This window comes from Streptomyces sp. NPDC044984 (assembly GCF_040646935.1).
Lineage (GTDB): Bacteria > Actinomycetota > Actinomycetes > Streptomycetales > Streptomycetaceae > Streptomyces.
Window position 1 is genome coordinate 27,000 of sequence record NZ_JBEZBE010000032.1, and the last position, 24,362, is coordinate 51,361.

Genomic DNA, 24,362 nt, shown 5'->3' on the forward strand with positions numbered 1-24,362 from the left:
TCGGTGACGGGATCGACGGAGAATGCCTCGGACATCCCTTTTCGGCTCACCTGTCCCGGTACCGGCAAACCTCCTGTTCGTTCGCCGAACACGTGTCATCCGATCGGCGCACGGGGGTACGCGAACGGTATGACCGATGTGGTGGACTCGGACGAACTGATGCGGCGCATCCAGCGGGCACGGGCCTGCGCGGCGCAGGAGGAGCGGACCTGGCGGTCCCGGAGTGACGAGCTCGGACGGGCGGACACCGGCGATCCCGGCGCGGCGCGCGACGCCGAGGTGCGCGGGGTGGCCTACGGGGTCGTGCTGCGGGTGCTGGACGAGATCCTGACGCCGGGCAAGCACGCGGCGGAGGGCTGAACGGGGGGCCGGGCCGCGCGGATTGGCCCCCGCCGTTCCCGGGCACCCGGGGTCCATGACGGTCGATCACAGCCGGGCGCCGGTTCTGGAAGCACTGGAGGAGTACCACCGCAGCGGACGGCTGGGCTTCACACCACCCGGGCACAAGCAGGCCCGCGGGGCGGATCCCGCGGTGCGCGAGGTGCTCGGGGACGCGGTGTTCCTGGGCGACGTGCTGGCGTCGGGCGGTCTGGACGACCGGCTCGTCCGGGGCCGGGTGCTGCAGCGGGCCCAGGAGCTGATGGCCGACGCGGTGCACGCCGAGCACACCTTCTTCAGCACGTGCGGGAGCTCCCTGTCGGTCAAGGCGGCGATGCTGTCGGTCGCGGGGCCGCACGAGAAGCTGCTGATCGGACGGGACGCCCACAAGTCGGTGGTGTCCGGGCTGATCCTGTCCGGGATCGAGCCGGTGTGGGTGGAGCCGCGGTGGGACGCCGCACGGCACCTCGCGCACCCGCCGTCGGCCGACGACTTCGACCGGGCCTTCGACGCCCACCCGGACGCGCGCGGGGCGCTGGTGACCAGCCCGACGCCGTACGGCGCCAGCGCGTCGCTGCGGGACATCGCCGAGGTGTGCCACCGCCGCTCGCGCCCGCTGATCGTGGACGAGGCCTGGGGCGCGCATCTGCCCTTCCATCCCGATCTGCCGTCCTGGGCGATGGACGCGGGCGCCGACATCTGCGTGACCAGCATCCACAAGATGGGCAGCGGTCTGGAGCAGGGCTCGGTGTTCCACCTGCAGGGCGACCTGGTGCCGCCGGCGCTGCTGGGCATGCGCGCCGATCTGCTGGGGACCACCAGCCCGTCGGTGCTGATCTTCGCGGGTCTCGACGGCTGGCGGCGCCAGATGGCCCTGCGCGGCAAGGAGCTGATGGGGGCGGCGCTGTTGCTCGCCGACGGGGTCCGGGCCGCGATCGAGGAGATCGACGGCATGCACGTCAACGACCGGGACGACTTCTGCGGCCCGGGGCTGGCGGACGACTTCGACCCGCTGCCCGGGGTGATCGACCTCGAGGGTCTCGGCATCACGGGATACCGGGCGGCGGACTGGCTGCGCGAACACCGCGGTATCGACGCCCACCTGGTGGACCACCGCCGGATCGGGATGCAGATCACCCACGGCGACGACCGGGAGACGACCGGGGAGCTGCTGTCGGCGCTGCGGGACCTGGGGCGGGCGGCGCGGACCCTGCCCCGGGCGCCGGAGGTGGACGTGCCGTCGCCGGGCGAACTGCGGATGGAGCAGGCGCTGCTGCCGCGGGACGCGTTCTTCGGCCCGGCCGAGGAGGTGCCGGTGGCCCGGGCCGCCGGACGGGTCGCGGCCGAGATGATCACGCCGTACCCGCCCGGCATCCCGGCCGTCCTGCCGGGCGAACGGCTCACCGGGCCCGTGCTCCGCTATCTGCGGACGGGGCTGGCCGCGGGCATGCACCTGCCGGACCCGTCGGACCCCGCCCTGGACACGGTCCGGGTCGTCGACGAGCGCGCCGACCGGAGCCGGTGAAACAGGTCACGCGGCCCGATTACCTGGGCGCCACCGAAATGGTTTATCGTTCATTCATACGTGGTGGCGGAGTCGACACCCGTCCTCCGGACACCACCGCTTACGGCCCTGGCTGGCTTCCCCCGTCCAGCCAGGGCTTTTTCATGCCCGGGCGGGACCGGCGACAGGAACCGGACTTCTCGTGTCCGCCGAGGTGCCCCGAACGGCCGCAGCGGCTGAAATGAACGTAGGGAAAGCACCGGAACCGAATGCCCGGCGAGGAGCCCCGCGCCATGACCAAAGCGATCAAACTCCTGACCGCCCTCCCCCCGCCGCAGCGCGAGCGCCTGATGACACTGGCGCGGGAGGTGTCCTTCCCCGAGGACACCCGCATCTTCGAGGCGGGAGGCGTCGCCGACCGGTTCTGGGTGATCCGCTCCGGCGCGGTCTCGCTGGACCAGCGGGTGAACGACCTGCACCGGGTGACCGTCGCCGGCCTCGGCGCGGGTGATCTGCTGGGCTGGTCGTGGCTGTTCCCGCCCCATCGGTGGGACTTCGGCGCCGTGGCCTTCAGCCGGGTGCGCGCCTACGAGTTCGACGCGGCGGCCGTGCTCCGGCTCTGCGAGGAGGACCCGCCGCTCGGGATGGCCCTGGTGCGCAGTGTCGCCGAGGTGCTCGCCCACCGGCTGGAGACGACGCGCGGCAAGCTGATGGAGCAGTACGCGATGCACCGGCGCGGCGGGGCGCTGTAGGGCGGCCCCGCACCCGGCGGCGGCGGACGGCGGGCATCGCGGCGGCCGCACGGGGCCGGAGCCCGCGGCCCCGTGCGGCGGTGTCAGGCTCCCGCGACGAGCGTGAGACCGAGGACGATCATGGTGGCGGCGACCAGCCCGTCCAGGACCCGCCAGGCGGTGGGCCGGGCCAGGAAGCGGCTCAGCAGACGGGCGCCGAAGCCGAGCGCCGCGAACCAGCAGACGCTGGCCAGTACGGCGCCCAGGCCGAAGGTCCAGCGCAGCGGGCCGTGGTCGGCGGCGACCGAACCCAGCAGGAACACCGTGTCGAGGTAGACGTGCGGGTTGAGCCAGGTCATCGCGAGGCAGGTGAGCACCGCCCGGCGCCGGGAGCCCGCGGCCTCGCCCTCCGCCTCCAGCCCGGCGGCGGCCGGGCGGAACACCCGGCGGGCGGCCAGCGCCCCGTAGCCGAGCAGGAACGCGCCGCCGATCCAGCCGACCGCCGTCAGGGCGCCGGGCCAGGCCACGACCACCGCGCCGACCCCGCCGACGCCGAGGGCGATGAGGGCCGCGTCGGACAGGGCGCAGATGCCGACGACGGTGAGGACGGCGTCGCGGCGGACGCCCTGGCGCAGGACGAAGGCGTTCTGGGCGCCGATGGCGACGATGAGGGAGAGGCCGGTGCCGAATCCGGCGGCGGCGGTGGTGAAGGCGCTGGTCATGCCGAGGACGCTACGGGGGGAGGACCCTGCAGTACAGCTAAGGATTCTTACGTACCCTTAGCCGTCGTGATGACGGATCTTCCGCTGGACCAGGTACGGACCCTGCTCGCCGTGGTGGACGAGGGGACGTTCGACGCGGCGGCCGCCGCGCTGCACGTCACGCCCTCGGCGGTGAGCCAGCGGGTGAAGGCGCTGGAACAGCGCACCGGGCGGGTGCTGCTGCTGCGCACCAAGCCGGTGCGGCCGACCGAGTCGGGCGAGGTGCTGGTCAGGCTCGCCCGTCAGGTAGGCCGGCTGGAGCGGGACGCGTACGCCGAGCTGGGGCTGAGCGGGGCCGGGGAGCCGACCCGGGTGCCGGTGGCGGTGAACGCGGACTCGCTGGCGACCTGGTTCCTTGGGGCCCTCACCCGCCTGCCGGCCGACTCCCGGCTCCGCTTCGAACTGCGCCGGGAGGACGAGGCCCATACGGCGGCGCTGCTGCGGGAGGGGACGGTGATGGCCGCGGTGACCTCGTCGCCGGACGCGGTGCCGGGCTGCTCCGTGCGGCACCTGGGGCGGATGCGCTATCTCCCGGTGGCGGAACCGGAGTTCGCCGCACGGCACCTCGCGGGACCGCTGCGGGAGGTGCTGCCCGGGGTGCCGGTGGTGGTGTTCGACCGGAAGGACGACTTCCAGGACGGCTTCGTGCGCCGGCTCACGCGCGGACGCGCCGAGGCGAGCGCGCTGCGCCACTACGTGCCGACCTCGGAGGGCTTCGCCGAGGCGGTCGCCGCGGGCCTGGGCTGGGGCATGGTCCCCGAGGCCCAGGCGGACCCCCTGCTCCGGGCCGGCCGGCTCACGGTGTTCGCCCCGGGCCGGGAGGTCGACGTCTCCCTGTACTGGCAGCAGTGGAAGCTGGACTCCCCCGCGCTGGCGGCGGTGGCCGACGCGGTCACCGAAGCGGCGGCGGAGGCCCTGCGCCGCTAGGCCGGGCCGTCCCCGGCGCCCTCCAGGAGCGTGTCCGGCGTCGTCGGGCAGGCGCCGGCGCCATTGACCTCTTGCCGTCACGAGGCGTTGTATCTCCGGTCGGGCCCCGCACACGTCCCGGATCCACGAGGATCCACGAGGCAGGGAGGGAGTGCTCCGTCATGCGCGTACTGCTCGTGGGAGCCGGCGGGGTGGGCACCGCCGTCACCCGGATCGCGGCCCGGCGGCCGTTCTTCGACCGGATGGTGGTGGCCGACCGCGACCCGGCCCGGGCCGGGGCGGCGGTCGCCGCGCTCGGCGGGGAGGGTGCCCGGTTCCGCGCCGAGCACGTGGACGCCGGCGACGAGGACGGGGTGGTGGCGCTGCTCGCACGGCACGGCTGCGACGTCCTGCTCAACGCCACCGACCCCCGGTTCGTGATGCCGCTGTTCCGGGCCGCACGCCGCGCCGGCACCACCTATGTCGACATGGCGATGTCGCTGTCCCGGCCGCACGCCGAGCGGCCGTACGAGGAGTGCGGGGTCAAGCTCGGCGACGAGCAGTTCGCGCGGTCCGGGGAGTGGGCGGCGGCCGGTGCGCTGGCCCTGGTCGGCATGGGGGTGGAGCCGGGCCTGTCGGACGTGTTCGCCCGGTACGCCGCCGACGAACTCTTCGACGGGATCGAGGAGATCGGCGTCCGCGACGGCGCGAACCTCACGGTGGACGGCCACGGCTTCGCGCCGTCCTTCAGCATCTGGACCACCATCGAGGAGTGCCTCAACCCGCCCGTGGTCTACGAGGAGGACCGCGGCTGGTTCACCACCGAGCCGTTCAGCGAGCCGGAGGTGTTCGACTTCCCCGCGGGCATCGGCCCGGTGGAGTGCGTGAACGTCGAGCACGAGGAGGTGCTGCTCGTCCCGCGCTGGGTCGACGCGCGACGCGTCACCTTCAAGTACGGCCTGGGCCGCGAGTTCATCGACACGCTCAGGACGCTGCGCCTGCTGGGCCTGGACCGCACCGAACCGGTGGCCGTGCCCGGCCCGCAGGGCCCGGTGCGGGTCTCCCCCAGGGACGTGGTGGCCGCCTGTCTGCCCGACCCGGCGACGCTGGGCGGGCGGATGCGCGGCAAGACCTGCGCCGGCACCTGGGTGCGGGGCGTGAAGGACGGGGCGCCGCGCGAGGTGTACCTGTACCACGTGGTCGACAACCAGTGGTCCATGGCGGAGTACGGCTGCCAGGCCGTGGTGTGGCAGACCGCCGTCAATCCCGTCGTCGCCCTCGAACTGCTCGCCGGCGGCGCCTGGTCGGGCACCGGCGTGCTCGGCCCGGAGGCGTTCCCCGCGGAGCCGTTCCTGGACCTGCTGACCGCGTACGGCTCGCCCTGGGGGCTGCGCGAACAGTGACCGCGCACGGCGTTCCGTTGTTTCACCACCGGTCGACAGGTGACCCGAAAAGGAGTAAGGCGCTCAAAAGGGCGTCTGTCCGCCTTCACACCGATCGCAGGTGACTCTCGATGGACAACTGGCGCGCACGTGCGGCCTGCAGGACCGAGGACCCCGACCTCTTCTTCCCGATCGGCACCACCGGCCCCGCCCTGATGCAGGCCGAACAGGCCAAGGCCGTGTGCCGACGCTGCCCCGTGCGGGAGCAGTGCCTCCAGTGGGCACTGGACACGGGGCAGTCCATCGGGGTGTGGGGCGGTACGAGCGAGACGGAGCGCCGCGCCCTGAAGCGCCGCATCGCCGCGCGGCGCTCCTCCGGCTAGCCGTACGCTCGCGGTACCTCACCGGAAGGAGCCGGCCATGAGCGTGCGCGTGCGCCGTGTCTACGAACCGCCCGAGCCGGACGACGGGGTCCGGATCCTGGTCGACCGGCTGTGGCCGCGCGGTCTGGCGAAGGACGCGGCGCGGGTGGACGAGTGGCCCAAGGGGCTGACCCCGTCCACCGGGCTGCGCCGCTGGTACCACGCGGACGACCGGCCGTACGGGGAGTTCCGCGAACGCTACGAGGCGGAACTGGCCGCCCCGGAGGCCGCCGAACTCCTGGATCACGTCCGCGAGCTCGCCGGGAAGGGCCCGGTGACCCTGCTGACCGCGTCCAGGAACCCGGAGACCGGTCACGCGGAGGTGCTGGCCCGTCTGCTGGAGGAGTGAGGCGGGCCGCGCGTCCTACGCCGTCCGGTCGGCCGCCGCCCGCCCCGCCGCCCGACCCGAGAAGAGGCAGCCGCCGAGGAAGGTGCCCTCCAGGGCGTTGTAGCCGTGGACACCGCCGCCGCCGAAGCCCGCCACCTCGCCGGCCGCGTACAGGCCCTCGACGGGCCGGCCGTCGGTGCCCAGCGCACGGGAGTCCAGGTCCGTCTGGATGCCGCCGAGGGTCTTGCGGGTGAGGATGTTCAGCTTGACGCCGATCAGCGGGCCGGCCGCGGGGTCGAGGATGCGGTGCGGGGTGGCGACGCGGCCGAGGCGGTCGCCGATGTAGCGGCGGGCGTTGCGGATGCCCTGCACCTGGGCGTCCTTGCTGTAGGCGTTGTCCATCTGCAGGTCGCGGGCCTCGATCTGGCGGCGCAGGACGGCCGCGTCGAGCAGCGGTTCGCCGGTGAGGGCGTTCATCTTCTCGACGAGCTGTTCGAGGGTCGGGGCGGTCACGAAGTCGGCGCCCTTGCGCAGGAACGCGTCCACCGGCCCGGGGGCGCCCTTGCCCAGCAGGCGGGTGCGCAGGAAGCCGGCCCGGTCCTTGGCGGTGATGTCGGGGTTCTGCTCGGAGCCCGACAGCGCGAACTCCTTCTCGACGATCCGCTGGGTGAGGACGAACCAGGAGTGGTCGTGTCCGGCGATGTCCTCGGTGGTGCGCAGGTGCTTCAGCGTGCCGAGGGTGTCGTAGCCGGGCAGACAGGGGTCGGGCAGGCGGCGGCCGAGGGCGTCGAACCACATCGAGGACGGCCCCGGCAGGATGCGGATGCCGTGTCCGGGCCAGACCGGGTCCCAGTTGCGCAGCCCCTCGGTGTAGTGCCACATGCGGTCCCGGTTGACCAGGCGCACCCCCGCGCGGGCGCTGATGTCGAGCATCCGCCCGTCGACGTAGGCCGGGACCCCGGTGACCATCTCCCGGGGCGGGGTGCCCAGCCGCTCGGGCCAGTACCGGCGGACGGTGTCGTGGTCGGCGCCGATGCCGCCGCTGGTGACGATCACGGCCTGGGCGGTGAGCTCGAACGCGCCGATCGCCTCGCGGCTGGAGGCGACCCCGCGCGGCGCGTCGTCCTCGGCCAGTACGGTGCCGCGCACCCCGCGCGCGGTGCCGCCCTCGACGACGAGTTCGTCGACCCGGTGGCGGTGGTGGAAGGTGAGCAGTCCGTCGCGCGCGGCCTGCCGGGCGTACCGGACGAAGGGGGCGACGACACCGGTTCCGGTGCCCCAGGCGATGTGGAACCGGGGCACGGTGTTGCCGTGGCCGTCCGCGCGGAGGTCACCGCGCTCGGCCCAGCCGACGGTGGGCAGGAAGGTGATGCCGTGGCCGTCCAGCCAGGACCGCTTCTCCCCCGCTGCCCACTCGACGTAGGCCCTCGCCCAGCGCACCGCCCAGGAGTCCTCGTCGTCGAGCCGGTCGAAGCCCGCGCTGCCCCGCCAGTCGTTCCAGGCGAGGTCGAAGGAGTCCTTGATGCCCAGACGGCGCTGCTCCGGTGAGCCGACGAGGAACAGCCCGCCGAAGGACCAGAAGGCCTGGCCGCCGAGGTTGGCGGCGTTCTCCTGGTCGACCAGGGCGACCCTGCGGCCCCTGCTGGTCAGCTCGTGGGCCGCGACGAGGCCCGCGAGTCCCGCTCCGACGACGATGACGTCGGCGTCCATGGCGACCGTCCCTTCCTGTTGCGCGGTGGCTGTCATCCGGTGAGCAGCGCGGTCAGCAGTTGTCTCAGCCAGGCCCGGGCGCCCGCGACGTCCCGGTCCAGGAGCAGTCGGGTGGTGACGCCGTCGTAGGCGGCGACCACGGCGTGCGCGGCGCCCTCGACGTCACCGAGCACGGCGGGCAGTCCGGTGTGGCCGCGGGCCCGGGCGAGCCGGTCCGCGACCGCCCGCCGCAGCCGTGCCCGGTGCTCCAGCAGGGCGCGCGCCACCTCCGGGTCGCGGGCGGCGTGCACCAGGAAGTCGGTCTTCACCAGCAGCCAGTCGCGGTCCAGGAGCAGGACCTCGGTGACGCGGTCCACGGCGGCGGGCACGTCGAGGTCGGGGCCGTCCTGGGCGAGGGCCCCGGCGACCTGCTCGGCGATCAGTTCGGCGCGCTCCGTGTACAGGGCGAAGAACAGTTCGTCCAGGCCGGCGAAGTTGGAGTAGAAGGCGCCCCTGGTGTAGCCGGCGGCCTCGCAGACCTCCTCGATCGAGACGTGCCCGAAGCCCTTGGCGGCGAAGACGGAGAACGCGGCCTCGAGCAGGTTCGCGCGCGTGCGCAGCCGGCGCCTGGTGACGCGCCCCGCCGTACCGCCCACCGTCATGGCCGTCCCTTCGTCCGATACGGGAACGTATCCGATACACCGGTGTATCGAAAGGTCCGGGAACCGCGGAGTTCACACCGGAGCCCTGTCCTCCCCGCCCCCGCTCCCCCACGCTGGGCCGCACCCGGGCGGGGAGGGACCGATGGGCGCGGACGCGGAGCGGGGGCCGGGGGCCGGCCGGCGCGGCGAACTGGACGTGCTGCGCGCCCTCGTCGTCCTCGGGCTGGTGTTCTTCCACACCGCCCTCGTCTTCTCCCCGGACGACGACTTCTACGTCAAGAACGCCCGGACCACGGACGCCGTCACCGTCCTCGCCGGGTTCGGTGTGGTGTGGGCCATGCCCATGCTGTTCCTCGTCGCCGGTCTCGGTGCCCGGCACTCGATCCGCCGCCGGGGGCCCGGCGGGTTCGCCCGGGAACGGCTGCTGCGCCTGGGCGTCCCGCTGGTCTTCGCGACGGTCGTGCTGTGCCCCCTCCCCCCGTGGCTGCGGCTGCGCGCCGCCGACCCCGGGTACGACGAGTCGTACGGGCGGTTCTGGGCGCGCTTCCTGTCCGTGCGGCCGGACCTCGCCGACTTCCCCTTCGTCCTGGAGGGCGACCACTTCGAGACCGGGCACCTGTGGTTCGTCGTCCTGCTGCTCGCCTTCTGCCTGCTGCTCGCGCCGGCCGCCGCCCGGCTGGCGGCCGGGGCAGACCGTGTGGCACCCGCGCTCCGGAGCCGCCCCGCTTTGCTCCTGCTGCCCGCGCTGCCGCTCGCCGCCGTCAACGCGCTGCTGGGCATGGAGGAGGGCTTCGCGGGCTGGAACCGCTGGGCCTACCTGCTCTTCTTCGTGCACGGCTTCGCCCTCGCGGACGACGAGCGGGTGCGGGAGGCGACGCGTCGCGCCGCGGTCCCCGTGGGCGTGCTGGGTGTGGCGCTGTTCGCCGGGACCGCGCCCGGTTTCGTCGCCGGGGACGACCCGTTCACCGCGTGGACCCCGTCCGCGCTGATGACCAGGGCACTGTTCGGAGCGGCCGGCTGGTGCTGGGTGATCGCGATCCTCGGCCTGCTGGACCGGCCGCGGCACCCGCGCGTCCGGAGCGTCCGGAGCCGGATCCTGCCGTATCTGTCCCTCGCCGCCCTGCCGCTGTACGTGCTGCACCAGCCGGTCGTGGTCGCCCTCGCGTACGGCGTGGTCGGCTGGTCCGCGCCGATGGCCGTCAAGTACGCGGTGATCGTGGCCGCCTCCCTGGCCGTGGTCCTCGCGCTGTACGAGTACGGGGTGCGCAGGTGGACGGCCACCCGGTTCCTGTTCGGGATGCGCCCGGACCCGCGCACCCCTCCGCCCGCGCCCGCGCGGTGATCTGCTTTCCTGCTCTCCTCGGACGGCAACGACTCGAACTCGGGACGATCATGCGAGCAACCGTGCGGCACGTCGCGGACGGCACCTTCCTGGTGCACGGCACGAACACCAACTGGGTGATCCTGACCGAGGGGGACGCCGTCACGCTGATCGACACCGGCTACCCCGGCGACCGCGAGGGACTGCTCGCCTCCCTCGCGGAGGTGGGGAGTTCACCGGAGGCGGTGACGGCCGTGCTGATCACCCACGCCCACAGCGACCACCTGGGGTCCGCCGAGTACCTGAGCGCCGCGTACGGCACTCCCGTCCACGCCCACAAGGCCGAAGTCCCGCACGCCCGGCGGGACTTCCTGCACCAGGTGACCGTCGGGCAGGTGCTGCGCAACGGCTGGCGGCCAGGCGTGCTGCCGTGGGCGGCGCACGCCCTGCGCTCCGGCGGGACGGCGGACGTGGCGGTCACCGCGCCCGAGCCGTTCCCGGAGTCCGGTCCGGGCCCGCTCGACCTGCCCGGCCGGCCCGTGCCCGTGCACACGCCCGGCCACACCGCCGGGCACTGCGCGTTCCACTTCCCGCACACCGGGGTGGTGGTGTCGGGCGACGCCCTGGTGAGCGGCCACCCCACCTCGCGGACCGAGGGGCCGCAGATGCTGACGGACATGTTCCACCACGAACGCGCCACCGCCGTGGCGTCGCTGGACGTCCTGGCCGGGCTGGACGGCGACCTGCTGCTGCCCGGGCACGGCCCGCTGCACGAGGGGCCCGTACGGGACGCCGCCCGGCTGGCCCGGGAGCGCGCGCAATAGGGTGAGGTGACGCCCGCCCGCGAGACGAGGACACCACCGCCATGGCACTGCAGATCAACGCCACCAACCCGGAGCACCCCGCGCTCCTGTTGGAACTGCCGTGGCACCTGCCGCTGGAGGAGTGGCCCGAGGAGTACCTGGTGCCGCTGCCGCGCGGCATCTCCCGGCACGTGGTGCGCTACGCGCGCGCCGGCGACGAGGTGATCGCGGTCAAGGAGCTCGCCCGGCGGCCGGCGCTGCGCGAGTACGAACTGCTGCGCGACCTGGACCGGATCGGCATCCCGGCGGTGGACCCGCTGGCCGTGGTCACCGGCCGCATCGACACCGCGGGCGAGCCGCTGGAGAGCGTCCTGATCACCCGTCACCTCGGCGGCTCGATGCCGTACCGGTCGATGTTCGAGACGACGCTGCGCCCGGCGACCATGCACCGGCTGATGGACGCGCTCGCCGTGCTCCTGGTGCGGCTGCACCTCGCCGGGTTCGCGTGGGGCGACTGCTCGCTGTCCAACACGCTCTTCCGGCGCGACGCGGGCGCCTACGCCGCCTACCTCGTGGACGCCGAGACCGGGGACCTGCACCCGGAACTGAGCGTCGGCCAGCGCGAGTACGACCTCGATCTCGCACGCGTCAACATCAGCGGCGAACTGCTCGACCTGGAGGCCTCCGGGGCGCTGCACCCCTCCGTCGACCCGATCGAGTTCGGCACCGGGATCTGCGCCCGCTACCAGAGCCTGTGGCAGGAGCTGACCCGCACCTCCGTCTACCCGGCGGGCAAGCACCACTACATCGAGCGCCGCATCCGCCGGCTGAACGACCTCGGTTTCGACGTGGCCGAGATGCAGATCGAGCACGCCTCCAACGGCGACACCGTCACCTTCGTGCCCAAGGTCGTCGACGCCGGCCACCACCAGCGGCAGCTGCTGCGCCTGACCGGCCTCGACGCCGAGGAGAACCAGGCCAGGCGGCTGCTGAACGACCTGGAGAGCTGGATGGCCACCCAGGACGACTACGCGCCGGGCGACCCCCTCGGCGCCCGCCCGGAGGTCCTCGCCCACCGCTGGGTGCGCGAGGTCTTCCGGCCCACCGTGCGGTCCGTGCCGCCGGAGCTGCGCGGCCCGATGGACGCCGCGGAGATCTACCACGAACTGCTCGAGCACCGCTGGTACCTGTCCGAGCGGGCGCAGCACGACATCGGGCTCGACACGGCCGTCGAGGACTACATCAGGAACATCCTGCCGAAGGCGCGGGAGACGCTCCAGCCGACGGACGACTGACCCGGCGGTCCGGCCGCGTCAGGCCGGCGGCACCACCGCCACCGGGCAGTCCGCGTGGTGCAGGACGCCGTGGGCCACCGAGCCGATCCGGGCGCCCACGGCCGTGCGGCGGGCGCGGCGGCCGACCACCATCAGCTGGGCGGTGCCCGCCACCGACAGCAGCACCTGTCCGGCGCTGCCCATCTCGACGTGCTCGATCACGTGCACGTCGGGGTAGCGCTCCCGCCACGGCGCGAGGGCCGCCGCCAGCGCCTTGCGCTCGTACGGTTCCAGGCCGCCGGCCTCGTCGAGGAGCCGGAGCGAGGCGGGGCTGTAGGCGAACACCGGCGGCAGGGTCCAGGCCCGTACGGCGCGCACCGTGGCCCCGCGCCGGGCCGCGGTCTCGAAGGCGAGGCCGAGCGCGGCGGCGCTGTCCTGCGGGTCGCCCTGCTGGCCGACCACGATCTCGTGCCCGGCGACCTCGTCCGACGCCTGGTCCCCGGCCCGCACGAACACCACGGGACGCTCGGCGTCGACGATCACCTGCTGGCCGACCGAGCCGACCAGGAAGCCCATGATCCGCCCGTGCCCGCGCGAGCCGAGCACCAGCATCTCCGCGTCCGCGGCGACACCGGTCAGGGTGCGCACGGCGTCGCCCTCCAGGACGTCCGTCGTCACGGCGAGACCGGGGTGGCGTTCGCCGACGGCGCGGACCGCCTCCTCCACCGACGCGCGGACCCACTGCTCCTGTGCCGCCCGGTCCCCCGTGTCCACCGCGTCGTGCGCCTCGAACCGCCAGGCGTGCACCACCCTGAGCGGCAGTCCCCGGCGGACCGCCTCCCGCGCCGCCCAGGCCAGCGCGGCGAGGCTCTCCCCGGTTCCGTCGATCCCTGCCGTGATCGGGCGCGTCATGCGGTTCCCTCCCGGTGTCGTGTCCGAACTCTCGTGTTCCCAGTCTTCCCCACGCCGCCGTCCCCGCCGCACGCGGTCGCGCCGCACGGGAAGATCACGCATACCCGAGCGCACCGGCGCGACCGAACATACGATGGGCGGGGCCGGTGCGGTGGCCGCGGCCGGACCGGGGACCGCCGCGCCGGGGATCCGACCGCACGACGTGGGGGACGTATGGCACAGGCCGCCGAAACGGCGCGGACCGTGATCATGACCGTGGACGACGACCCGGGCGTCTCCCGCGCCGTGGCCCGGGACCTCAGACGGCGCTACGGGGCGTCGTACCGGATCGTGCGCGCGGAGTCCGGGGAGTCAGCGCTGGACGCGCTGCGCGAACTGAAGCTGCGCGGCGACCTCGTCGCCGTGATCCTCGCCGACTACCGGATGCCCCGGATGAACGGCATCGAGTTCCTGGAACAGGCCCTCGACATATACCCGGGCGCGCGGCGGGTGCTGCTCACCGCGTACGCCGACACCGGCGCGGCGATCGACGCGATCAACGTCGTCGACCTCGACCACTACCTCCTCAAGCCGTGGGACCCGCCGGAGGAGAAGCTCTACCCGGTCCTGGACGACCTCCTCGAGGCCTGGCGGCGCAGCGACCACCGGCCGGTGCCCAGCACCAAGGTGGTCGGGCACCGCTGGTCGGCGCGCTCCTCGGACGTGCGGGAGTTCCTGGCCCGCAACCAGGTGCCCTACCGCTGGTACTCCGCCGACGAGCCGGAGGGCCGGCGGCTGCTGGCCGCCGCGGGCGAGGACGGGACGCGGCTGCCGGTGGTGATCACCCCGGACGGGACGCCCCTGGTGGAGCCGGAGTCCGTGGACCTCGCCGCCCGGGTGGGCCTGGCGACGACCCCGGAGGCCGACTTCTACGACCTGGTGGTGATCGGCGGCGGCCCGGCGGGGCTCGGCGCGGCGGTCTACGGGGCCTCCGAAGGGCTGCGGACCGTGCTGGTGGAGCGGTCGGCGACCGGCGGGCAGGCCGGGCAGTCCTCCCGGATCGAGAACTACCTGGGCTTCCCCGACGGCGTGTCGGGGGCACAGCTCACCGACCGGGCGCGGCGGCAGGCGACGAAGTTCGGCGCCGAGATCCTCACCGCGCGGGAGGTGACGGGTCTCGAGGTCAGCGGCGGCGCCCGGGTCGTACGGTTCTCCGACGGTTCGGCGGTCGCCGCGCACAGCGTGATCCTGGCGACCGGGGTGTCGTACCGGCGGCTGGCCGCCCCCGGCTGCGACGAGCTGAACGGCTGCGGTGTCTTCTACGGGTCGGCGCTGACGGAGGCCGCCGCCTGCCAGGGCCACGACGTGTACATCGTCGGCGGCGCCAACTCGGCCGGGCAGGCCGCGATGTACCTGTCCCGGTTCGCCAAGTCGGTGACGCTGCTGGTGCGCGGGCCGGATCTGACGGCGTCGATGTCGTACTACCTGATCCAGCAGATCGACCGTACGCCGAACATCTCGGTGCGGTGCGGCGCGGTCGTCGAGGGCGCGCACGGCGACGGCCGCCTGGAACGGCTGACGCTGCGCGACACGGACAGCGGGCAGACCGAACTCGTCGACGCGCAGTGGCTGTTCGTGTTCATCGGCGCCGCCCCGCTGACCGACTGGCTGGGCGGCACGGTGCTGCGGGACGAACGCGGGTTCATCCTCGCCGGGCCCGATCTGGCCCCCGACGGGCGGCCGCCGGCGGACTGGGAGCTGGACCGGCCGCCGTACCACCTGGAGACCAGCGTGCCCGGCGTGTTCGTCGCGGGTGACGCCCGCGCGGAGTCCGCCAAGCGGGTCGCGTCCGCCGTCGGAGAGGGAGCCATGGCCGTGATGCTGGTCCACCGGTACCTGGAGCAGTCGTGAGCGGGCGGCCGTTGCCGTGCAGCCCCCGGGAGATCGGCTCCCTGTTCCTGTTCGAGAAGCTCACCGCCGAGCAGCTCGGCCGGCTCTGCGGCGAGGGGCGGGTGGAGGGGTTCGACCCCGGCCCGGTCTACGCCGAGGGCTCCCCCGCCACCTGCTTCTACGTGATGCTGGAGGGCACCGTCGTGCTCTCCCGCCGGGTCGGCGGGGACGACGTGGAGGTCAGTCGCACGTCCCAGCGCGGGGTGTACGCGGGGGCCATGCAGGCGTACCTCGGGGACCGGGTGCGTCAGGTCTACAACAACTCGATGCGCGTGACGGAGCCGACGCGGTTCTTCGTGCTGCCCGCGGACACGTTCGCGAGCATCATGCAGGAGTGGTTCCCGATGGCGGTCCACCTGCTGGAGGGGCTGTTCTTCGGTGCGAAGAGCACCCAGCGGGCCATCGGCCAGCGGGAACGGCTGCTGGCGCTGGGCTCGTTGTCGGCCGGGCTGACGCACGAGCTGAACAACCCCGCCGCGGCGGCCGTACGGGCGACGGCGTCGCTGCGCGAACGCGTCGGCAAGATGCGGCACAAGCTGCGCGTCATCTCCGCGGGCACCTACGACCGCGAGACCCTGGCCGACCTGATCGACATCCAGGATCGGACGGCCGAACGGGTCGCGAAGGCGCCCGTGCTCAGCCCGCTGGAGGCGTCGGACCGGGAGGACGAGCTCTCCGACTGGCTGGACGACCACGGCATCCCCGACGGCTGGCGGATCGCCCCGGTGTTCGTCCAGGCCGGGCTGGACCTGGACTGGCTGGATCAGGTCGCCGCCGCCGTCGACGAGGCGACGCTGCCGTCGGCGGTCGGCTGGCTCAGCTACACGGTCGAGACGGAACTGCTCATGGACGAGATCGCGGACTCCACGAACCGGATCTCGCACCTCGTCGACGCCGCCAAGCAGTACTCGCAGCTCGACCGCGCCCCCTTCCAGGTCGCCGACGTGCACGAACTCCTCGACAGCACCCTGCTGATGCTGTCGGGGAAGTTCGGGCGGCGGATCAAGGTGGTCAAGGAGTACGACCGGACGCTGCCGCGGATCCCGGCGTACCCGGCGGAGCTCAACCAGGTGTGGACCAACCTGATCGACAACGCGGTCGCCGCCATGAACGGCGCGGGCGGTCAGGACCGGCCGGGCACGCTGACCGTGCGCACCGCGCGGGAGAACGACCGGCTGCTGGTGGAGTTCGGCGACACCGGCACGGGCGTCCCGCCGGAGATCCGCGACCGGGTCTTCGACCCGTTCTTCACCACCAAGCCGGTGGGCGAGGGCACCGGACTGGGCCTGGACATCTCCTGGCGGATCGTGGTCGACAAGCACCACGGGACCCTCCGGTTCGAGTCCGAGCCGGGCGACACCCGCTTCCAGGTGCTGCTGCCGCTCACCGCTCCGGCCCCCGACGACACCCCCGAGGAGTCCGCATGACCGGTGACCACGCCATCGACCCCGGCGTCCCTCCGACCGGCCCGGGCTGCGCCGACTGCGACGCCGCGGGCGGCTGGTGGTTCCATCTGCGGCGCTGCGCGCGGTGCGGCCACGTCGGCTGCTGCGACAGCTCGCCCGGGCAGCACGCCACGGCACACTTCGAGGCCACCGGGCATCCCGTGGTCCGCAGTTACGAGCCGGGCGAGGAGTGGTTCTGGGACTACGCCGCCAACGAGCTGTACGAGTCCGGCCCCGATCTCGCCCCGCCCGTGAGCCACCCGGCCGACCAGCCCTCGCCGGGTCCGGCGGGACGGGTGCCGTCGGACTGGGCTCAGGCGCTGCGCCGCTGAAGGACCGCGGCCGGGAACCCGCGGCCGCCGCCCGTCGTTGTCCGGTCACCCCCACCGGTCCGTGTACGACGACAGCAGGGCGGCGCGATGCAGGAGTTGGTCCCCGGCGGGAATCTGGCCCTCCCGGGCGGTGCCGTGACCGTCCGGGTGCCCGGCCCCTTCGACGTGTCCGCGCTGATCACGGACGACGGCGGAAAGGTGCGCGGCGACGGCGACTTCGTGTTCTACAACCAGCCGTCCGCGCCGGGCGCCCGGCTCGGCGGGGACACCCTGACCGTCGACCCGGCGGCGCTGCGCCCGGGCGCCACGCGCGTCACGGTGGCCGTCAGCCCCGCCGGCCCCGGCACCCCGCTGAGCGGGCTGCCCGCCCCCGTGCTCCAGGTCGCCGGCGCCGGCGGCCGCCCGCTCGCCCGGTTCTCCCCGCCCCGGGTGCGGCAGGAGGCCGTGCTGCTCCTCGCGGAGATCTACCGGCGCGGCGGGGACTGGAGACTGCGCGCCCTGGGACAGGGGTACGCCGACGGACTGGCCGGGCTCGCACGGGACTTCGGGGTCGAGGTGACGGACGACGACGGGGCGGCCGCCCCGCGCACGGCGCCCGCCGCCCCGGCCGCCCAGGACGGCTTCCTCGGCCTGGTGAACGCCGCCCGGGCCGCCGCCGGTTCGCCTCCGGTCGCCCATGACGCGCGGCTGGCCGGCGCGGCGCGGGAGCACGCCGGCATGATGGCGCGGGGCGGCCGCCTCGCCGTCGAGGGCGTGGACGGCGTCTCCGTCCACCAGCGGGTCGTCGCCGCCGGGTACCCGTACCTCACCGTCGGCGAGCACCTGGTCTCCGGGCCGCTCACCGTCGACCGGTTCGTCGACCACTGCCTGCGCCACGACGCGGCCCGCCGCACCGTGTGCGACCCTTCCTTCACCCACGCCGCCGTGGCGTCCCGCGACGGGTCAGGCGACACCTACTGGACGGCGCTGTGGGCCAGTCCGCTCACCCCCGGCGGACTGGACCGCACGGCCGGCGAGGTCATCGACCTCACCAACCGGGAGCGCGCCCGCGCCGGACTGCCGCCCCTGTCCCGCGATCCCCTGCTGACCGCGGCCGCGCAGGCGCACAGCGCCGACATGGTGGCCCGCGACTTCTACTCCCACACCGCGCCCGACGGCGGCGAGCCCTGGGACCGGGCCGCCGCCGCGGGCTCGGCGCTGCGGACGATCGGCGAGAACATCGCGTGCGGACAGCGCTCGGCCGCCGAGGTCGTCCTGGGCTGGATGAACAGTCCCGGTCACCGCGCCAACATCCTCAAGGCCGGTTTCACCCGCATCGGCGTCGGATTCGCGGGCGGCGGCCGGGCGGGCACGTACTGGACCCAGCTCTTCGGCGGCTGACGGCGCCGGTCCCGGTGCCGTCAGCGCACGATCCTGGCGGAGGGAGGGAGTCCGGGCGAGGATGCCCCCTATGAAGGGTGACCTGTTTTCCAATCAGCACATGGTGCAGCCGGCCTCGGCCGCGGGCATGACCGTCGAGAACGCCAAATGCATCCGCTACACGGTCGACGGCGAGATGCACGCCCGGCAGGGCGCGATGATCGCCTACCGCGGCGACCTCCAGTTCGAGCGCAAGGGCCAGGGCGTCGGCGGCATGCTCAAACGGGCGGTGACCGGCGAGGGGCTGCCGCTGATGGCGGTCCGCGGACAGGGCGAGGCCTGGTTCGCGCACGAGGCGCAGAACTGCTTCGTCGTCGAGGTGGACCCCGGCGACGAGTTCACCGTCAACGGCCGCAACGTCCTGTGCTTCGACTCCACGCTGTCGTACCGCATCGCGACCGTGAAGGGCGCCGGCATCAGCGGCGGCGGGCTGTTCAACAGCGTCTTCACCGGGCACGGCCGGCTGGGGCTGGTGTGCGAGGGGAACCCGCTGGTGATCCCGGTGTCGTCGCAGTACCCGGTGTACGTGGACACGGACGCGATCGTCGGCTGGACCGCGGGCCTGGCCACCTCGCTGCACCGTTCGCAGTCGCTGGGCTCGATGCTGCGCGGCGGGTCCGGCGAGGCCGTGCAGCTGATGCTGCGGGGCGAGGGGTACGTCGTCGTCCGGCCCAGTGAGGCGACACCGCAGAAGGCCCAGCAGCACTGAACGTCGTTGACCTCGGCCGTCGCGCGGGTCAGGGTGGGTCACGGCGCGGATCACCACCCCCCGCGCCGGAGAGGTGACAGTCGTGATCGGGATCGCCGACATCGAGACCGCGGCCGAGCGGATCGCCGGGCACGTGGTGCGGACCCCGACCGTGCCGAGCCCCGGGCTGTCGGCGCTGCTGGGCGTCCCGGTCACGGCGAAGCTGGAGCTGCTGCAGCGCACCGGTTCGTTCAAGGTGCGGGGCGCGGCGGCGAAGCTGCTGTCGCTGAGCGGGGCCGAGCGGGCCGCCGGGGTCGTCGCGGTGAGCGGCGGCAACCACGGGATCGCCCTCGCGGTGATGGCCGCGGCCCTCGATGTGAAGGCCACGGTGGTGATGCCGCGTTCCGCGCCCCTCCGGGCCGTGGAGATCGCGGAGTCCGCGGGCGCCTCGGTGCGGGTGACCGACGACATGGACGGCGCGTTCGCGCTCATGACCCGGCTCCAGCAGGAGGGGCTGACCCTGGTCCACCCCTTCGACGACCCGGTGGTGATCGCGGGTCAGGGCACGGTGGGGGCGGAGTTCGCCGCGGACGCCGGTGACCTCACGGACGTCCTGGTGAGCATCGGGGGCGGCGGGCTGATCGCCGGGGTCGCGGCGGCGCTGCGGGCGCTGCGGCCCGGGGTGCGGGTCTGGGGCGTGGAGACCGAGGGCGCGCAGGCGATGTCCGAGGCGCTGGCGGCGGGCGGCCCGGTACCGGTGAAGCTGACGTCGATCGTGTCCACGCTCAGTGCCCCGGCCGTGTCCCCGCTGACGTACGAGCATGTGGCGGAGCTGGTCACCGAGGTGCTGGTGGTGCCGGACCGGGAGGCGGTGCGGGGCTCGCTGGAACTCGCGGACCACGCCAAGGTGTGGGCGGAGCCGGCGGCCGGCTGTCTGCTGCCGGCCGCGCGGCGGGTGCTGGAGCGGGTCGGCGAGGGGGCCCGGCTCGGTCTCGTGGTGTGCGGCGGCAACGCCACCACCGGCGACATGATCGCCTGGGCGGAGCACTTCGAGCTTCGCTGAGCCGCCCGCTGAACGGACCCCGCCCGCTCCTCCGCACCCCTGGGGGAAGCGGGATCCGGCGGTTCGACGGGGGACGGCCATGGGCCGGGCGCACGTCTCCACGGAACGACCGGTCGCCGGACGCTACCGGCTGGCCGAGATCATCCACCGCGAGACCAACCGCGTCCGCCGGTACGCCGGCGATCTGCGGACCGGCCGCCCGTGCCCGGTCACCCGGGTGGGGCTCCCACGGGACGCGGCCGGCGCACGCCGACCGCGTCCTCCGTGTGCCGCGGGCGACGGAGGGCGTGGCCCGGTTGTGCACCGGCCGGATCTCCACCGTCGTCGACACCGTCGAGGAGTCCGGCTTCCTTCGGCGTCCTCCCCCTTGCGGACCTTCCTACGGACGTTCCGGCCCGCCGCGGACCGAACCGCGCGGGGCGCGCAGCTTGTGCAGGGGCCACGCGTGCAGCGGGCGGGTGAGCCAGCGGGCGGTGAAGGTCCGGCCGGTGCGGGAGCAGGTGACCCGGAGGCGGTGCGGAGTCTCCAGGAACACCAGGTCCACGACGAGGGTGTCGCCGTCGGTCCAGCCGCCGCTCGCGGCGGTCGGGACGGGCTTCTCGGCGGTGGTCCACCCCTGCCCGCCGGAGAACCGGGCGTCGAACCGCGCGCCGTCCTCGGTGAGGCTCAGTGTCCAGCCGCCGTCGGCGTCCGCCGTGACCTCGGCCGCGGTCAGCTTCGGCTGGCCGGCGCAGATCCCGCCCTCCGGGGTGAACGCGGCGCCGGACCAGTCCCCGGCCCTCTCCGGCGGCACGGGGCCGCCGTCGGCCGGGGGCAGGGCGAGCCGGCCGAGGCGCTCGCGCAGGGCGGTGTCCGCGGCCTCGCGGCCGGTCAGCGGCCCGGGGCGGAAGGCGGGCAGGAGGTGCCGCCAGACCAGCTCGAGGTACTCCTGCATCCGCTCGGTCGCCGTCGTCACGGCGACCACCGCGTCGTGCTCGGGCAGGACGAGGCAGAACTGTCCGTAGGCCCCGTCGCCCCGGAACCCGTGCCGGGAGATCCAGAACTGGTGTCCGTAGCCGCGGTCCCAGTCCTGCCGGTCCGTCTCCCCCATGGCGCCGGCGGTCGGTATGTGGGGGTGGGAGGCGCGGGCGGCCCATCCCCCGGGCAGCAGCCGTTCGCCCTGCCACACGCCGTCGTCCAGATACAGCTGGCCGAGCCGCGCCACGGCGTCGGTGGCGGCGTACAGCCCGCTGAAGCCGATCTCGCGGCCGGTCCGGTCCCGCTGCCACAGCGCCTCGCCGAGGCCCAGCGGGTCGAACAGCCGGGGCCGCAGATAGCCGGTGAGCGTCTGCCCGGTGACCCGTTGCACGATCGCACCGAGGGTGTACGTGCAGGGCTGGTTGTACGCGAAGACGGTGCCCGGGTCCCGTTGCGGCGGCTGGAGCAGGAATCCGCGCACGGGTTCGGCGGGGTCGGCGGCGAAGGCCGCGTCGACGGTCTCGCCCTCGTGGCCGCTGGCCATGGACGCCACGTGCCGGACCAGCATCGCCCGGCTGCGCGGGTCGGTGATGCCGGCCTCGAACTCCGGGAAGTACGACAGCACCGGGGCGTCGAAGTCGAGCAGTCCCTCGGCCTCGGCGAGGGCGGCGGCGGTCGCCGTGAAGCTCTTGCTGAGCGAGTACAGCAGGTGCGGGCGTTCCGCGGCGTACGGCGCCCACCAGCCGGCGGCCACGAGGTGGCCGTGGCGCAGGATCATCAGGCTGTGCGGTTCGATGTCCGGGGCGGCTTCGAGGGCGTCGAGGAAGGCGTGGACGCCGGACGCGTCGACGCCCTGGGCGGCGGGGTCCGCGGTGGGGAGCGGGTGGGCTGTCATGGGAGGCATCCTGCCCGCCCCCCGCCGGGTGATCCATCGTTTTCCCCGCCCCGGGCCGGGGGACCCGGGCGGCATGGTGCGAATCGGATACACGATGATGACCGAGCAGGCCGGGCCCCGTGAGCTGGTCGACCACGTGGTGCGGGCCGAGGAGGCCGGCTTCGACTTCTCGGTGACCTCGGATCACTACTTCCCCTGGCTGGCGTCGCAGGGGCACTCGCCGTACGCCTGGAGCGTGCTGGGCGCCGCCGCGCAGGCCACCTCGCGCATCCCGCTGATGACGTACGTGACGTGTCCGACGTTCCGCTACCACCCGGCGGTGGTGGCGCAGAAGGCGGCGACGGTGCAGCTGCTGTCCGAGGGCCGGTTCCGGCTGGGGCTCGGCTCCGGCGAGAACCTCAACGAGCACGTGGTGGGCGGCGGCTGGCCGTCCGTGGACGTGCGGCACGAGATGCTCGAGGAGGCGGTGGAGATCATCCGCGCGCTGTTCGAGGGCGGCCACGTGAACCACCGGGGCACCCACTTCGACGTCGAGTCGGCCAAGCTGTGGGACGTGCCGGACCAGCCGCCGCCGATCGGCGTCGCGGTGTCCGGGAAGCGGTCCTGCGCCCTCGCGGGCAGGCTCGCCGACCTGGTGATCGCCACCGAGCCGGAGGCGGAGCTGCTCGACGCCTTCGACCGGCACGGCGGGCGGGGCAAGCCGCGGGTGGGGCAGCTGCCGGTGTGCTACGACCCCGACCGGGACGCGGCCGTCGAACGCGCCCACGACCAGTTCCGCTGGTTCGGCAACGGCTGGAAGGTCAACTCGGAGCTGCCGCACCCGGACTCCTTCGCGTCGGCGACGCAGTTCGTCCGGCCCGACGACGTCGCCGGGTCGATCCCGTGCGGCAGCGACCCGGCGGACTTCGTCGAGGCCGTCCGCCCCTACGCCGAGGCGGGTTTCACCGAGATCGCCCTGGTGCAGATCGGCGGCGAGTCGCAGCCGGCGTACCTGGACTGGTCGGAGAAGACACTGCTGCCGGCGCTGCGGGACGCCCTCGGCTGACGCCCCGGCGGCCCTCACGGCCGGTGATTCACCCGTAGGGCCGAGCATCTTGCGTGGATGCGGGGTACTAGAGGGCTCTACGTCGGTACTTCCGGAGGCCCCTTCGTGAACTCGTTCGTGCACAAGACTGTGGTGGTGGAGCTCCAGGCCGGCGACACGGACCGCTTTCCCGTGCTCGCCCACCTGAGCTACGAACCGTCCGACCCGTTCGCCGTCACCATCGTCTTCAGCCACGACGGCCGGGTCCTCGCCCGCTGGCAGCTGGACCGGGAGATGGTCACCGAGGGTCTCGCCCGCCCGGTGGGCATCGGGGACGTACGGCTGCGGCCGGAGTCCCGGGGTGTGGGGCGGGAGCTGCGGATGGAGTTCCTCGGTGAGGCGCACGCCGACGGCGGGCGTCACCACGCGGTGGTGTTCGCCTGGGCCGAGGCCGTGGGCGCGTTCCTGCACGAGACCCGGCTGGTGGTTCCGCCGGGGCGCGAGGAGGTTCGCGTGGACGACTTCCTCGCGGACCTCCTCACCGGGAAGTGATCAGCGCGTGGTGTGCCGGTGCCGCGTCCACATCGGCAGGCCGAACCAGCACAGCAGGTACCAGCACACCACCCCGGCGACCAGGTACGGGACGAAGTCGTCGTGGGTGGCCACCCGCAGGATGAGCAGCAGCGAGGAGCTGGTGGTGGCGAGCAGCAGCAGGAGGCCCAGCATGGTGAGCCGGGAGGCCCACCGCACCGCCTGCGGTTTGATGCGCCGTCCGGAGACGAGCCGGTGCAGGGAGACCGGGCCGATGAGCGCGCCGGTGGCGCAGGCGCCCAGCACCACCGTCACGATGTAGATCGTCTGGTCCGTGTCGGACAGGGCGGCGTACGTCGGGGTGAACACGACGGTCAGCAGGAAACCGAAGAGGATCTGCACCCCCATCTGGGCGACGCGGATCTCCTGTATGAGCTCCGTCCACATCCGGTCCGCTCTCTCCTCCGCGGTCTCGTCCCGCCCCCTGCGCGTGCTCGCGCCCTGCTCCGCGTCCGACACGGTGGCTCCCTTCCGTAGGTCTCCCTCCCCGCATGCCCCGAAAGCCGCCGCCCTCCCAGGGCGGCCGCCGGTTTGCGGACCCGGGGCACGGTTACCCGGGCGGCCGATGACACCGAGGCCAGGAGGTCGTGGAACGCATGTCGGACACCCAGCTCACCGTGACGATCGGCGGCGGGGGCGTCGACGACGCCCGGACGGTCGTGCGGGCCCTGGAGGACACCTTCGGGGCGGCGGACCAGCATCCCTCCGGGGAGCACGCGACGGTGCGCGTGGCGACGTTCACCGGAGAGGGGCGGGAAGGGACCGGTCCCACGGAGGCGGGGGCGCTGTCGGCACCGGTGACCGTCACCGTGCAGGGCACCCCTCGGGCGGTGCGGCGGGCGAGCGACACCCTCGCGCGGTCCTTCACGGCGCGCGACGAGGGCGCCGCCTCCGGCGACCAGGAGCAGGAACGGCAGCTGCTCCTGGAGCCGTGACGTCCGCGGCC

Annotated in this window: 25 protein-coding genes; 19 read left to right on the plus strand and 6 right to left on the minus strand. The window is 73.8% G+C overall.

Features of this window, described 5'->3' with window-relative positions:
- Positions 1–129 precede the first annotated feature (129 nt).
- The 3 genes from AB0A94_RS29365 to AB0A94_RS29375 all read left to right on the plus strand — a co-directional run bounded on the left by AB0A94_RS29365 (position 130) and on the right by AB0A94_RS29375 (position 2,634).
- Positions 130–360 (plus strand): hypothetical protein, encoded by a 231-nt coding sequence (locus tag AB0A94_RS29365; protein WP_361748941.1) that lies wholly within the window; start codon positions 130–132, stop codon positions 358–360.
- Between the two features lie 55 nt (positions 361–415).
- On the plus strand, positions 416–1,903 hold the full coding sequence (locus tag AB0A94_RS29370; protein WP_361748942.1) for an ornithine decarboxylase: 1,488 nt from the start codon (positions 416–418) through the stop codon (positions 1,901–1,903).
- A gap of 272 nt (positions 1,904–2,175) precedes the next feature.
- Complete coding sequence (locus tag AB0A94_RS29375; RefSeq protein ID WP_361748943.1) at positions 2,176–2,634, plus strand: cyclic nucleotide-binding domain-containing protein; 459 nt, start codon at positions 2,176–2,178, stop codon at positions 2,632–2,634.
- 83 nt (positions 2,635–2,717) lie between these two features.
- Here AB0A94_RS29375 and AB0A94_RS29380 read toward each other — a convergent pair whose 3' ends face one another.
- Complete coding sequence (locus AB0A94_RS29380; RefSeq protein ID WP_361748944.1) at positions 2,718–3,335, minus strand: LysE/ArgO family amino acid transporter; 618 nt, start codon at positions 3,333–3,335, stop codon at positions 2,718–2,720.
- 69 nt (positions 3,336–3,404) lie between these two features.
- Between AB0A94_RS29380 and AB0A94_RS29385 the strand changes: the two genes are divergently transcribed.
- From AB0A94_RS29385 to AB0A94_RS29400, 4 genes are all read left to right on the plus strand, one after another.
- A complete protein-coding gene (locus tag AB0A94_RS29385) occupies positions 3,405–4,301 on the plus strand; it encodes a LysR family transcriptional regulator ArgP (RefSeq protein ID WP_361748945.1) in 897 nt (298 codons plus the stop codon).
- Between the two features lie 161 nt (positions 4,302–4,462).
- Entirely contained in the window at positions 4,463–5,683 is a 1,221-nt protein-coding gene (locus tag AB0A94_RS29390; protein WP_361748947.1) for a saccharopine dehydrogenase C-terminal domain-containing protein, read from the plus strand.
- 110 nt (positions 5,684–5,793) lie between these two features.
- Positions 5,794–6,045, plus strand: coding sequence for a WhiB family transcriptional regulator (locus AB0A94_RS29395; protein ID WP_361748948.1), 252 nt, complete (start codon positions 5,794–5,796; stop codon positions 6,043–6,045).
- 37 nt (positions 6,046–6,082) lie between these two features.
- Positions 6,083–6,433 (plus strand): DUF488 family protein, encoded by a 351-nt coding sequence (locus AB0A94_RS29400; RefSeq protein WP_361748949.1) that lies wholly within the window; start codon positions 6,083–6,085, stop codon positions 6,431–6,433.
- Between the two features lie 15 nt (positions 6,434–6,448).
- On the opposite strand, the gene AB0A94_RS29405 is transcribed toward AB0A94_RS29400, so the two are convergent.
- Together AB0A94_RS29405 and AB0A94_RS29410 are read right to left on the minus strand one after the other, a co-directional pair.
- A complete protein-coding gene (locus AB0A94_RS29405; protein WP_361749019.1) occupies positions 6,449–8,122 on the minus strand; it encodes an FAD-binding dehydrogenase in 1,674 nt (557 codons plus the stop codon).
- A gap of 32 nt (positions 8,123–8,154) precedes the next feature.
- Complete coding sequence (locus tag AB0A94_RS29410) at positions 8,155–8,763, minus strand: TetR/AcrR family transcriptional regulator (RefSeq protein ID WP_361748950.1); 609 nt, start codon at positions 8,761–8,763, stop codon at positions 8,155–8,157.
- 142 nt (positions 8,764–8,905) lie between these two features.
- Between AB0A94_RS29410 and AB0A94_RS29415 the strand changes: the two genes are divergently transcribed.
- From AB0A94_RS29415 to AB0A94_RS29425, 3 genes are read left to right on the plus strand one after another with little or no spacing between them, the layout of a single operon-like run.
- Positions 8,906–10,105, plus strand: a complete 1,200-nt coding sequence (locus AB0A94_RS29415; RefSeq protein ID WP_361748951.1) for an acyltransferase — start codon at positions 8,906–8,908, stop codon at positions 10,103–10,105.
- Between the two features lie 50 nt (positions 10,106–10,155).
- Positions 10,156–10,908, plus strand: a complete 753-nt coding sequence (locus AB0A94_RS29420; protein WP_361748952.1) for an MBL fold metallo-hydrolase — start codon at positions 10,156–10,158, stop codon at positions 10,906–10,908.
- Between the two features lie 41 nt (positions 10,909–10,949).
- Complete coding sequence (locus AB0A94_RS29425) at positions 10,950–12,182, plus strand: DUF4032 domain-containing protein (protein ID WP_361748953.1); 1,233 nt, start codon at positions 10,950–10,952, stop codon at positions 12,180–12,182.
- A gap of 18 nt (positions 12,183–12,200) precedes the next feature.
- On the opposite strand, the gene AB0A94_RS29430 is transcribed toward AB0A94_RS29425, so the two are convergent.
- Complete coding sequence (locus AB0A94_RS29430; RefSeq protein ID WP_361748954.1) at positions 12,201–13,073, minus strand: universal stress protein; 873 nt, start codon at positions 13,071–13,073, stop codon at positions 12,201–12,203.
- Positions 13,074–13,286: 213 nt separating this feature from the next.
- Between AB0A94_RS29430 and AB0A94_RS29435 the strand changes: the two genes are divergently transcribed.
- The 6 genes from AB0A94_RS29435 (at position 13,287) to AB0A94_RS29460 (ending at position 19,949) form a co-directional block, all read left to right on the plus strand.
- On the plus strand, positions 13,287–14,963 hold the full coding sequence (locus AB0A94_RS29435) for an FAD-dependent oxidoreductase (RefSeq protein WP_361748956.1): 1,677 nt from the start codon (positions 13,287–13,289) through the stop codon (positions 14,961–14,963).
- On the plus strand, positions 14,960–16,429 hold the full coding sequence (locus AB0A94_RS29440; protein WP_361748957.1) for an ATP-binding protein: 1,470 nt from the start codon (positions 14,960–14,962) through the stop codon (positions 16,427–16,429). The genes AB0A94_RS29435 and AB0A94_RS29440 overlap by 4 nt, the downstream gene beginning before the upstream one ends.
- Positions 16,426–16,779, plus strand: coding sequence for a UBP-type zinc finger domain-containing protein (locus AB0A94_RS29445; RefSeq protein ID WP_361748959.1), 354 nt, complete (start codon positions 16,426–16,428; stop codon positions 16,777–16,779). The genes AB0A94_RS29440 and AB0A94_RS29445 overlap by 4 nt, the downstream gene beginning before the upstream one ends.
- Before the next feature lie 87 nt (positions 16,780–16,866).
- Positions 16,867–18,159, plus strand: coding sequence for a CAP domain-containing protein (locus AB0A94_RS29450; protein WP_361748961.1), 1,293 nt, complete (start codon positions 16,867–16,869; stop codon positions 18,157–18,159).
- A 70-nt stretch (positions 18,160–18,229) separates the two neighbouring features.
- A complete protein-coding gene (locus AB0A94_RS29455; RefSeq protein WP_361748963.1) occupies positions 18,230–18,907 on the plus strand; it encodes an AIM24 family protein in 678 nt (225 codons plus the stop codon).
- Positions 18,908–18,989: 82 nt separating this feature from the next.
- Positions 18,990–19,949 (plus strand): threonine/serine dehydratase, encoded by a 960-nt coding sequence (locus AB0A94_RS29460; RefSeq protein WP_361748964.1) that lies wholly within the window; start codon positions 18,990–18,992, stop codon positions 19,947–19,949.
- Positions 19,950–20,328: 379 nt separating this feature from the next.
- Here AB0A94_RS29460 and AB0A94_RS29465 read toward each other — a convergent pair whose 3' ends face one another.
- Positions 20,329–21,801 carry a serine hydrolase domain-containing protein gene (locus AB0A94_RS29465; RefSeq protein ID WP_361748965.1) on the minus strand — a complete coding sequence of 491 codons (1,473 nt, stop codon included), beginning with the start codon at positions 21,799–21,801 and terminating at the stop codon, positions 20,329–20,331.
- Positions 21,802–21,874: 73 nt separating this feature from the next.
- Here AB0A94_RS29465 and AB0A94_RS29470 point away from each other — a divergent pair, with 73 nt between their 5' ends.
- Together AB0A94_RS29470 and AB0A94_RS29475 are read left to right on the plus strand one after the other, a co-directional pair.
- Positions 21,875–22,846, plus strand: coding sequence for an LLM class F420-dependent oxidoreductase (locus AB0A94_RS29470; RefSeq protein WP_361748966.1), 972 nt, complete (start codon positions 21,875–21,877; stop codon positions 22,844–22,846).
- Positions 22,847–22,951: 105 nt separating this feature from the next.
- A complete protein-coding gene (locus AB0A94_RS29475; RefSeq protein WP_361748967.1) occupies positions 22,952–23,377 on the plus strand; it encodes an SsgA family sporulation/cell division regulator in 426 nt (141 codons plus the stop codon).
- On the opposite strand, the gene AB0A94_RS29480 is transcribed toward AB0A94_RS29475, so the two are convergent.
- Positions 23,378–23,875 carry a DUF6328 family protein gene (locus tag AB0A94_RS29480; protein ID WP_361748968.1) on the minus strand — a complete coding sequence of 166 codons (498 nt, stop codon included), beginning with the start codon at positions 23,873–23,875 and terminating at the stop codon, positions 23,378–23,380. It abuts the gene before it with no gap.
- Between the two features lie 137 nt (positions 23,876–24,012).
- On the opposite strand from AB0A94_RS29480, the gene AB0A94_RS29485 reads away from it, so the two are divergent.
- Positions 24,013–24,351 (plus strand): hypothetical protein, encoded by a 339-nt coding sequence (locus AB0A94_RS29485; protein WP_361748969.1) that lies wholly within the window; start codon positions 24,013–24,015, stop codon positions 24,349–24,351.
- The last annotated feature ends 11 nt before the right edge of the window (positions 24,352–24,362 follow it).

Bases quoted from the DNA above. Each gene is read 5' to 3' on its own strand.
- AB0A94_RS29365 (WP_361748941.1), top strand. From the start codon at position 130: ATGACCGATGTGGTGGACTCGGACGAACTGATGCGGCGCATCCAGCGG.
- AB0A94_RS29370 (WP_361748942.1), top strand. From the start codon at position 416: ATGACGGTCGATCACAGCCGGGCGCCGGTTCTGGAAGCACTGGAGGAG.
- AB0A94_RS29375 (WP_361748943.1), top strand. From the start codon at position 2,176: ATGACCAAAGCGATCAAACTCCTGACCGCCCTCCCCCCGCCGCAGCGC.
- AB0A94_RS29380 (WP_361748944.1), bottom strand. From the start codon at position 3,335: ATGACCAGCGCCTTCACCACCGCCGCCGCCGGATTCGGCACCGGCCTC.
- AB0A94_RS29385 (WP_361748945.1), top strand. From the start codon at position 3,405: ATGACGGATCTTCCGCTGGACCAGGTACGGACCCTGCTCGCCGTGGTG.
- AB0A94_RS29390 (WP_361748947.1), top strand. From the start codon at position 4,463: ATGCGCGTACTGCTCGTGGGAGCCGGCGGGGTGGGCACCGCCGTCACC.
- AB0A94_RS29395 (WP_361748948.1), top strand. From the start codon at position 5,794: ATGGACAACTGGCGCGCACGTGCGGCCTGCAGGACCGAGGACCCCGAC.
- AB0A94_RS29400 (WP_361748949.1), top strand. From the start codon at position 6,083: ATGAGCGTGCGCGTGCGCCGTGTCTACGAACCGCCCGAGCCGGACGAC.
- AB0A94_RS29405 (WP_361749019.1), bottom strand. From the start codon at position 8,122: ATGGACGCCGACGTCATCGTCGTCGGAGCGGGACTCGCGGGCCTCGTC.
- AB0A94_RS29410 (WP_361748950.1), bottom strand. From the start codon at position 8,763: ATGACGGTGGGCGGTACGGCGGGGCGCGTCACCAGGCGCCGGCTGCGC.
- AB0A94_RS29415 (WP_361748951.1), top strand. From the start codon at position 8,906: ATGGGCGCGGACGCGGAGCGGGGGCCGGGGGCCGGCCGGCGCGGCGAA.
- AB0A94_RS29420 (WP_361748952.1), top strand. From the start codon at position 10,156: ATGCGAGCAACCGTGCGGCACGTCGCGGACGGCACCTTCCTGGTGCAC.
- AB0A94_RS29425 (WP_361748953.1), top strand. From the start codon at position 10,950: ATGGCACTGCAGATCAACGCCACCAACCCGGAGCACCCCGCGCTCCTG.
- AB0A94_RS29430 (WP_361748954.1), bottom strand. From the start codon at position 13,073: ATGACGCGCCCGATCACGGCAGGGATCGACGGAACCGGGGAGAGCCTC.
- AB0A94_RS29435 (WP_361748956.1), top strand. From the start codon at position 13,287: ATGGCACAGGCCGCCGAAACGGCGCGGACCGTGATCATGACCGTGGAC.
- AB0A94_RS29445 (WP_361748959.1), top strand. From the start codon at position 16,426: ATGACCGGTGACCACGCCATCGACCCCGGCGTCCCTCCGACCGGCCCG.
- AB0A94_RS29450 (WP_361748961.1), top strand. From the start codon at position 16,867: ATGCAGGAGTTGGTCCCCGGCGGGAATCTGGCCCTCCCGGGCGGTGCC.
- AB0A94_RS29455 (WP_361748963.1), top strand. From the start codon at position 18,230: ATGAAGGGTGACCTGTTTTCCAATCAGCACATGGTGCAGCCGGCCTCG.
- AB0A94_RS29465 (WP_361748965.1), bottom strand. From the start codon at position 21,801: ATGACAGCCCACCCGCTCCCCACCGCGGACCCCGCCGCCCAGGGCGTC.
- AB0A94_RS29470 (WP_361748966.1), top strand. From the start codon at position 21,875: ATGGTGCGAATCGGATACACGATGATGACCGAGCAGGCCGGGCCCCGT.
- AB0A94_RS29485 (WP_361748969.1), top strand. From the start codon at position 24,013: ATGTCGGACACCCAGCTCACCGTGACGATCGGCGGCGGGGGCGTCGAC.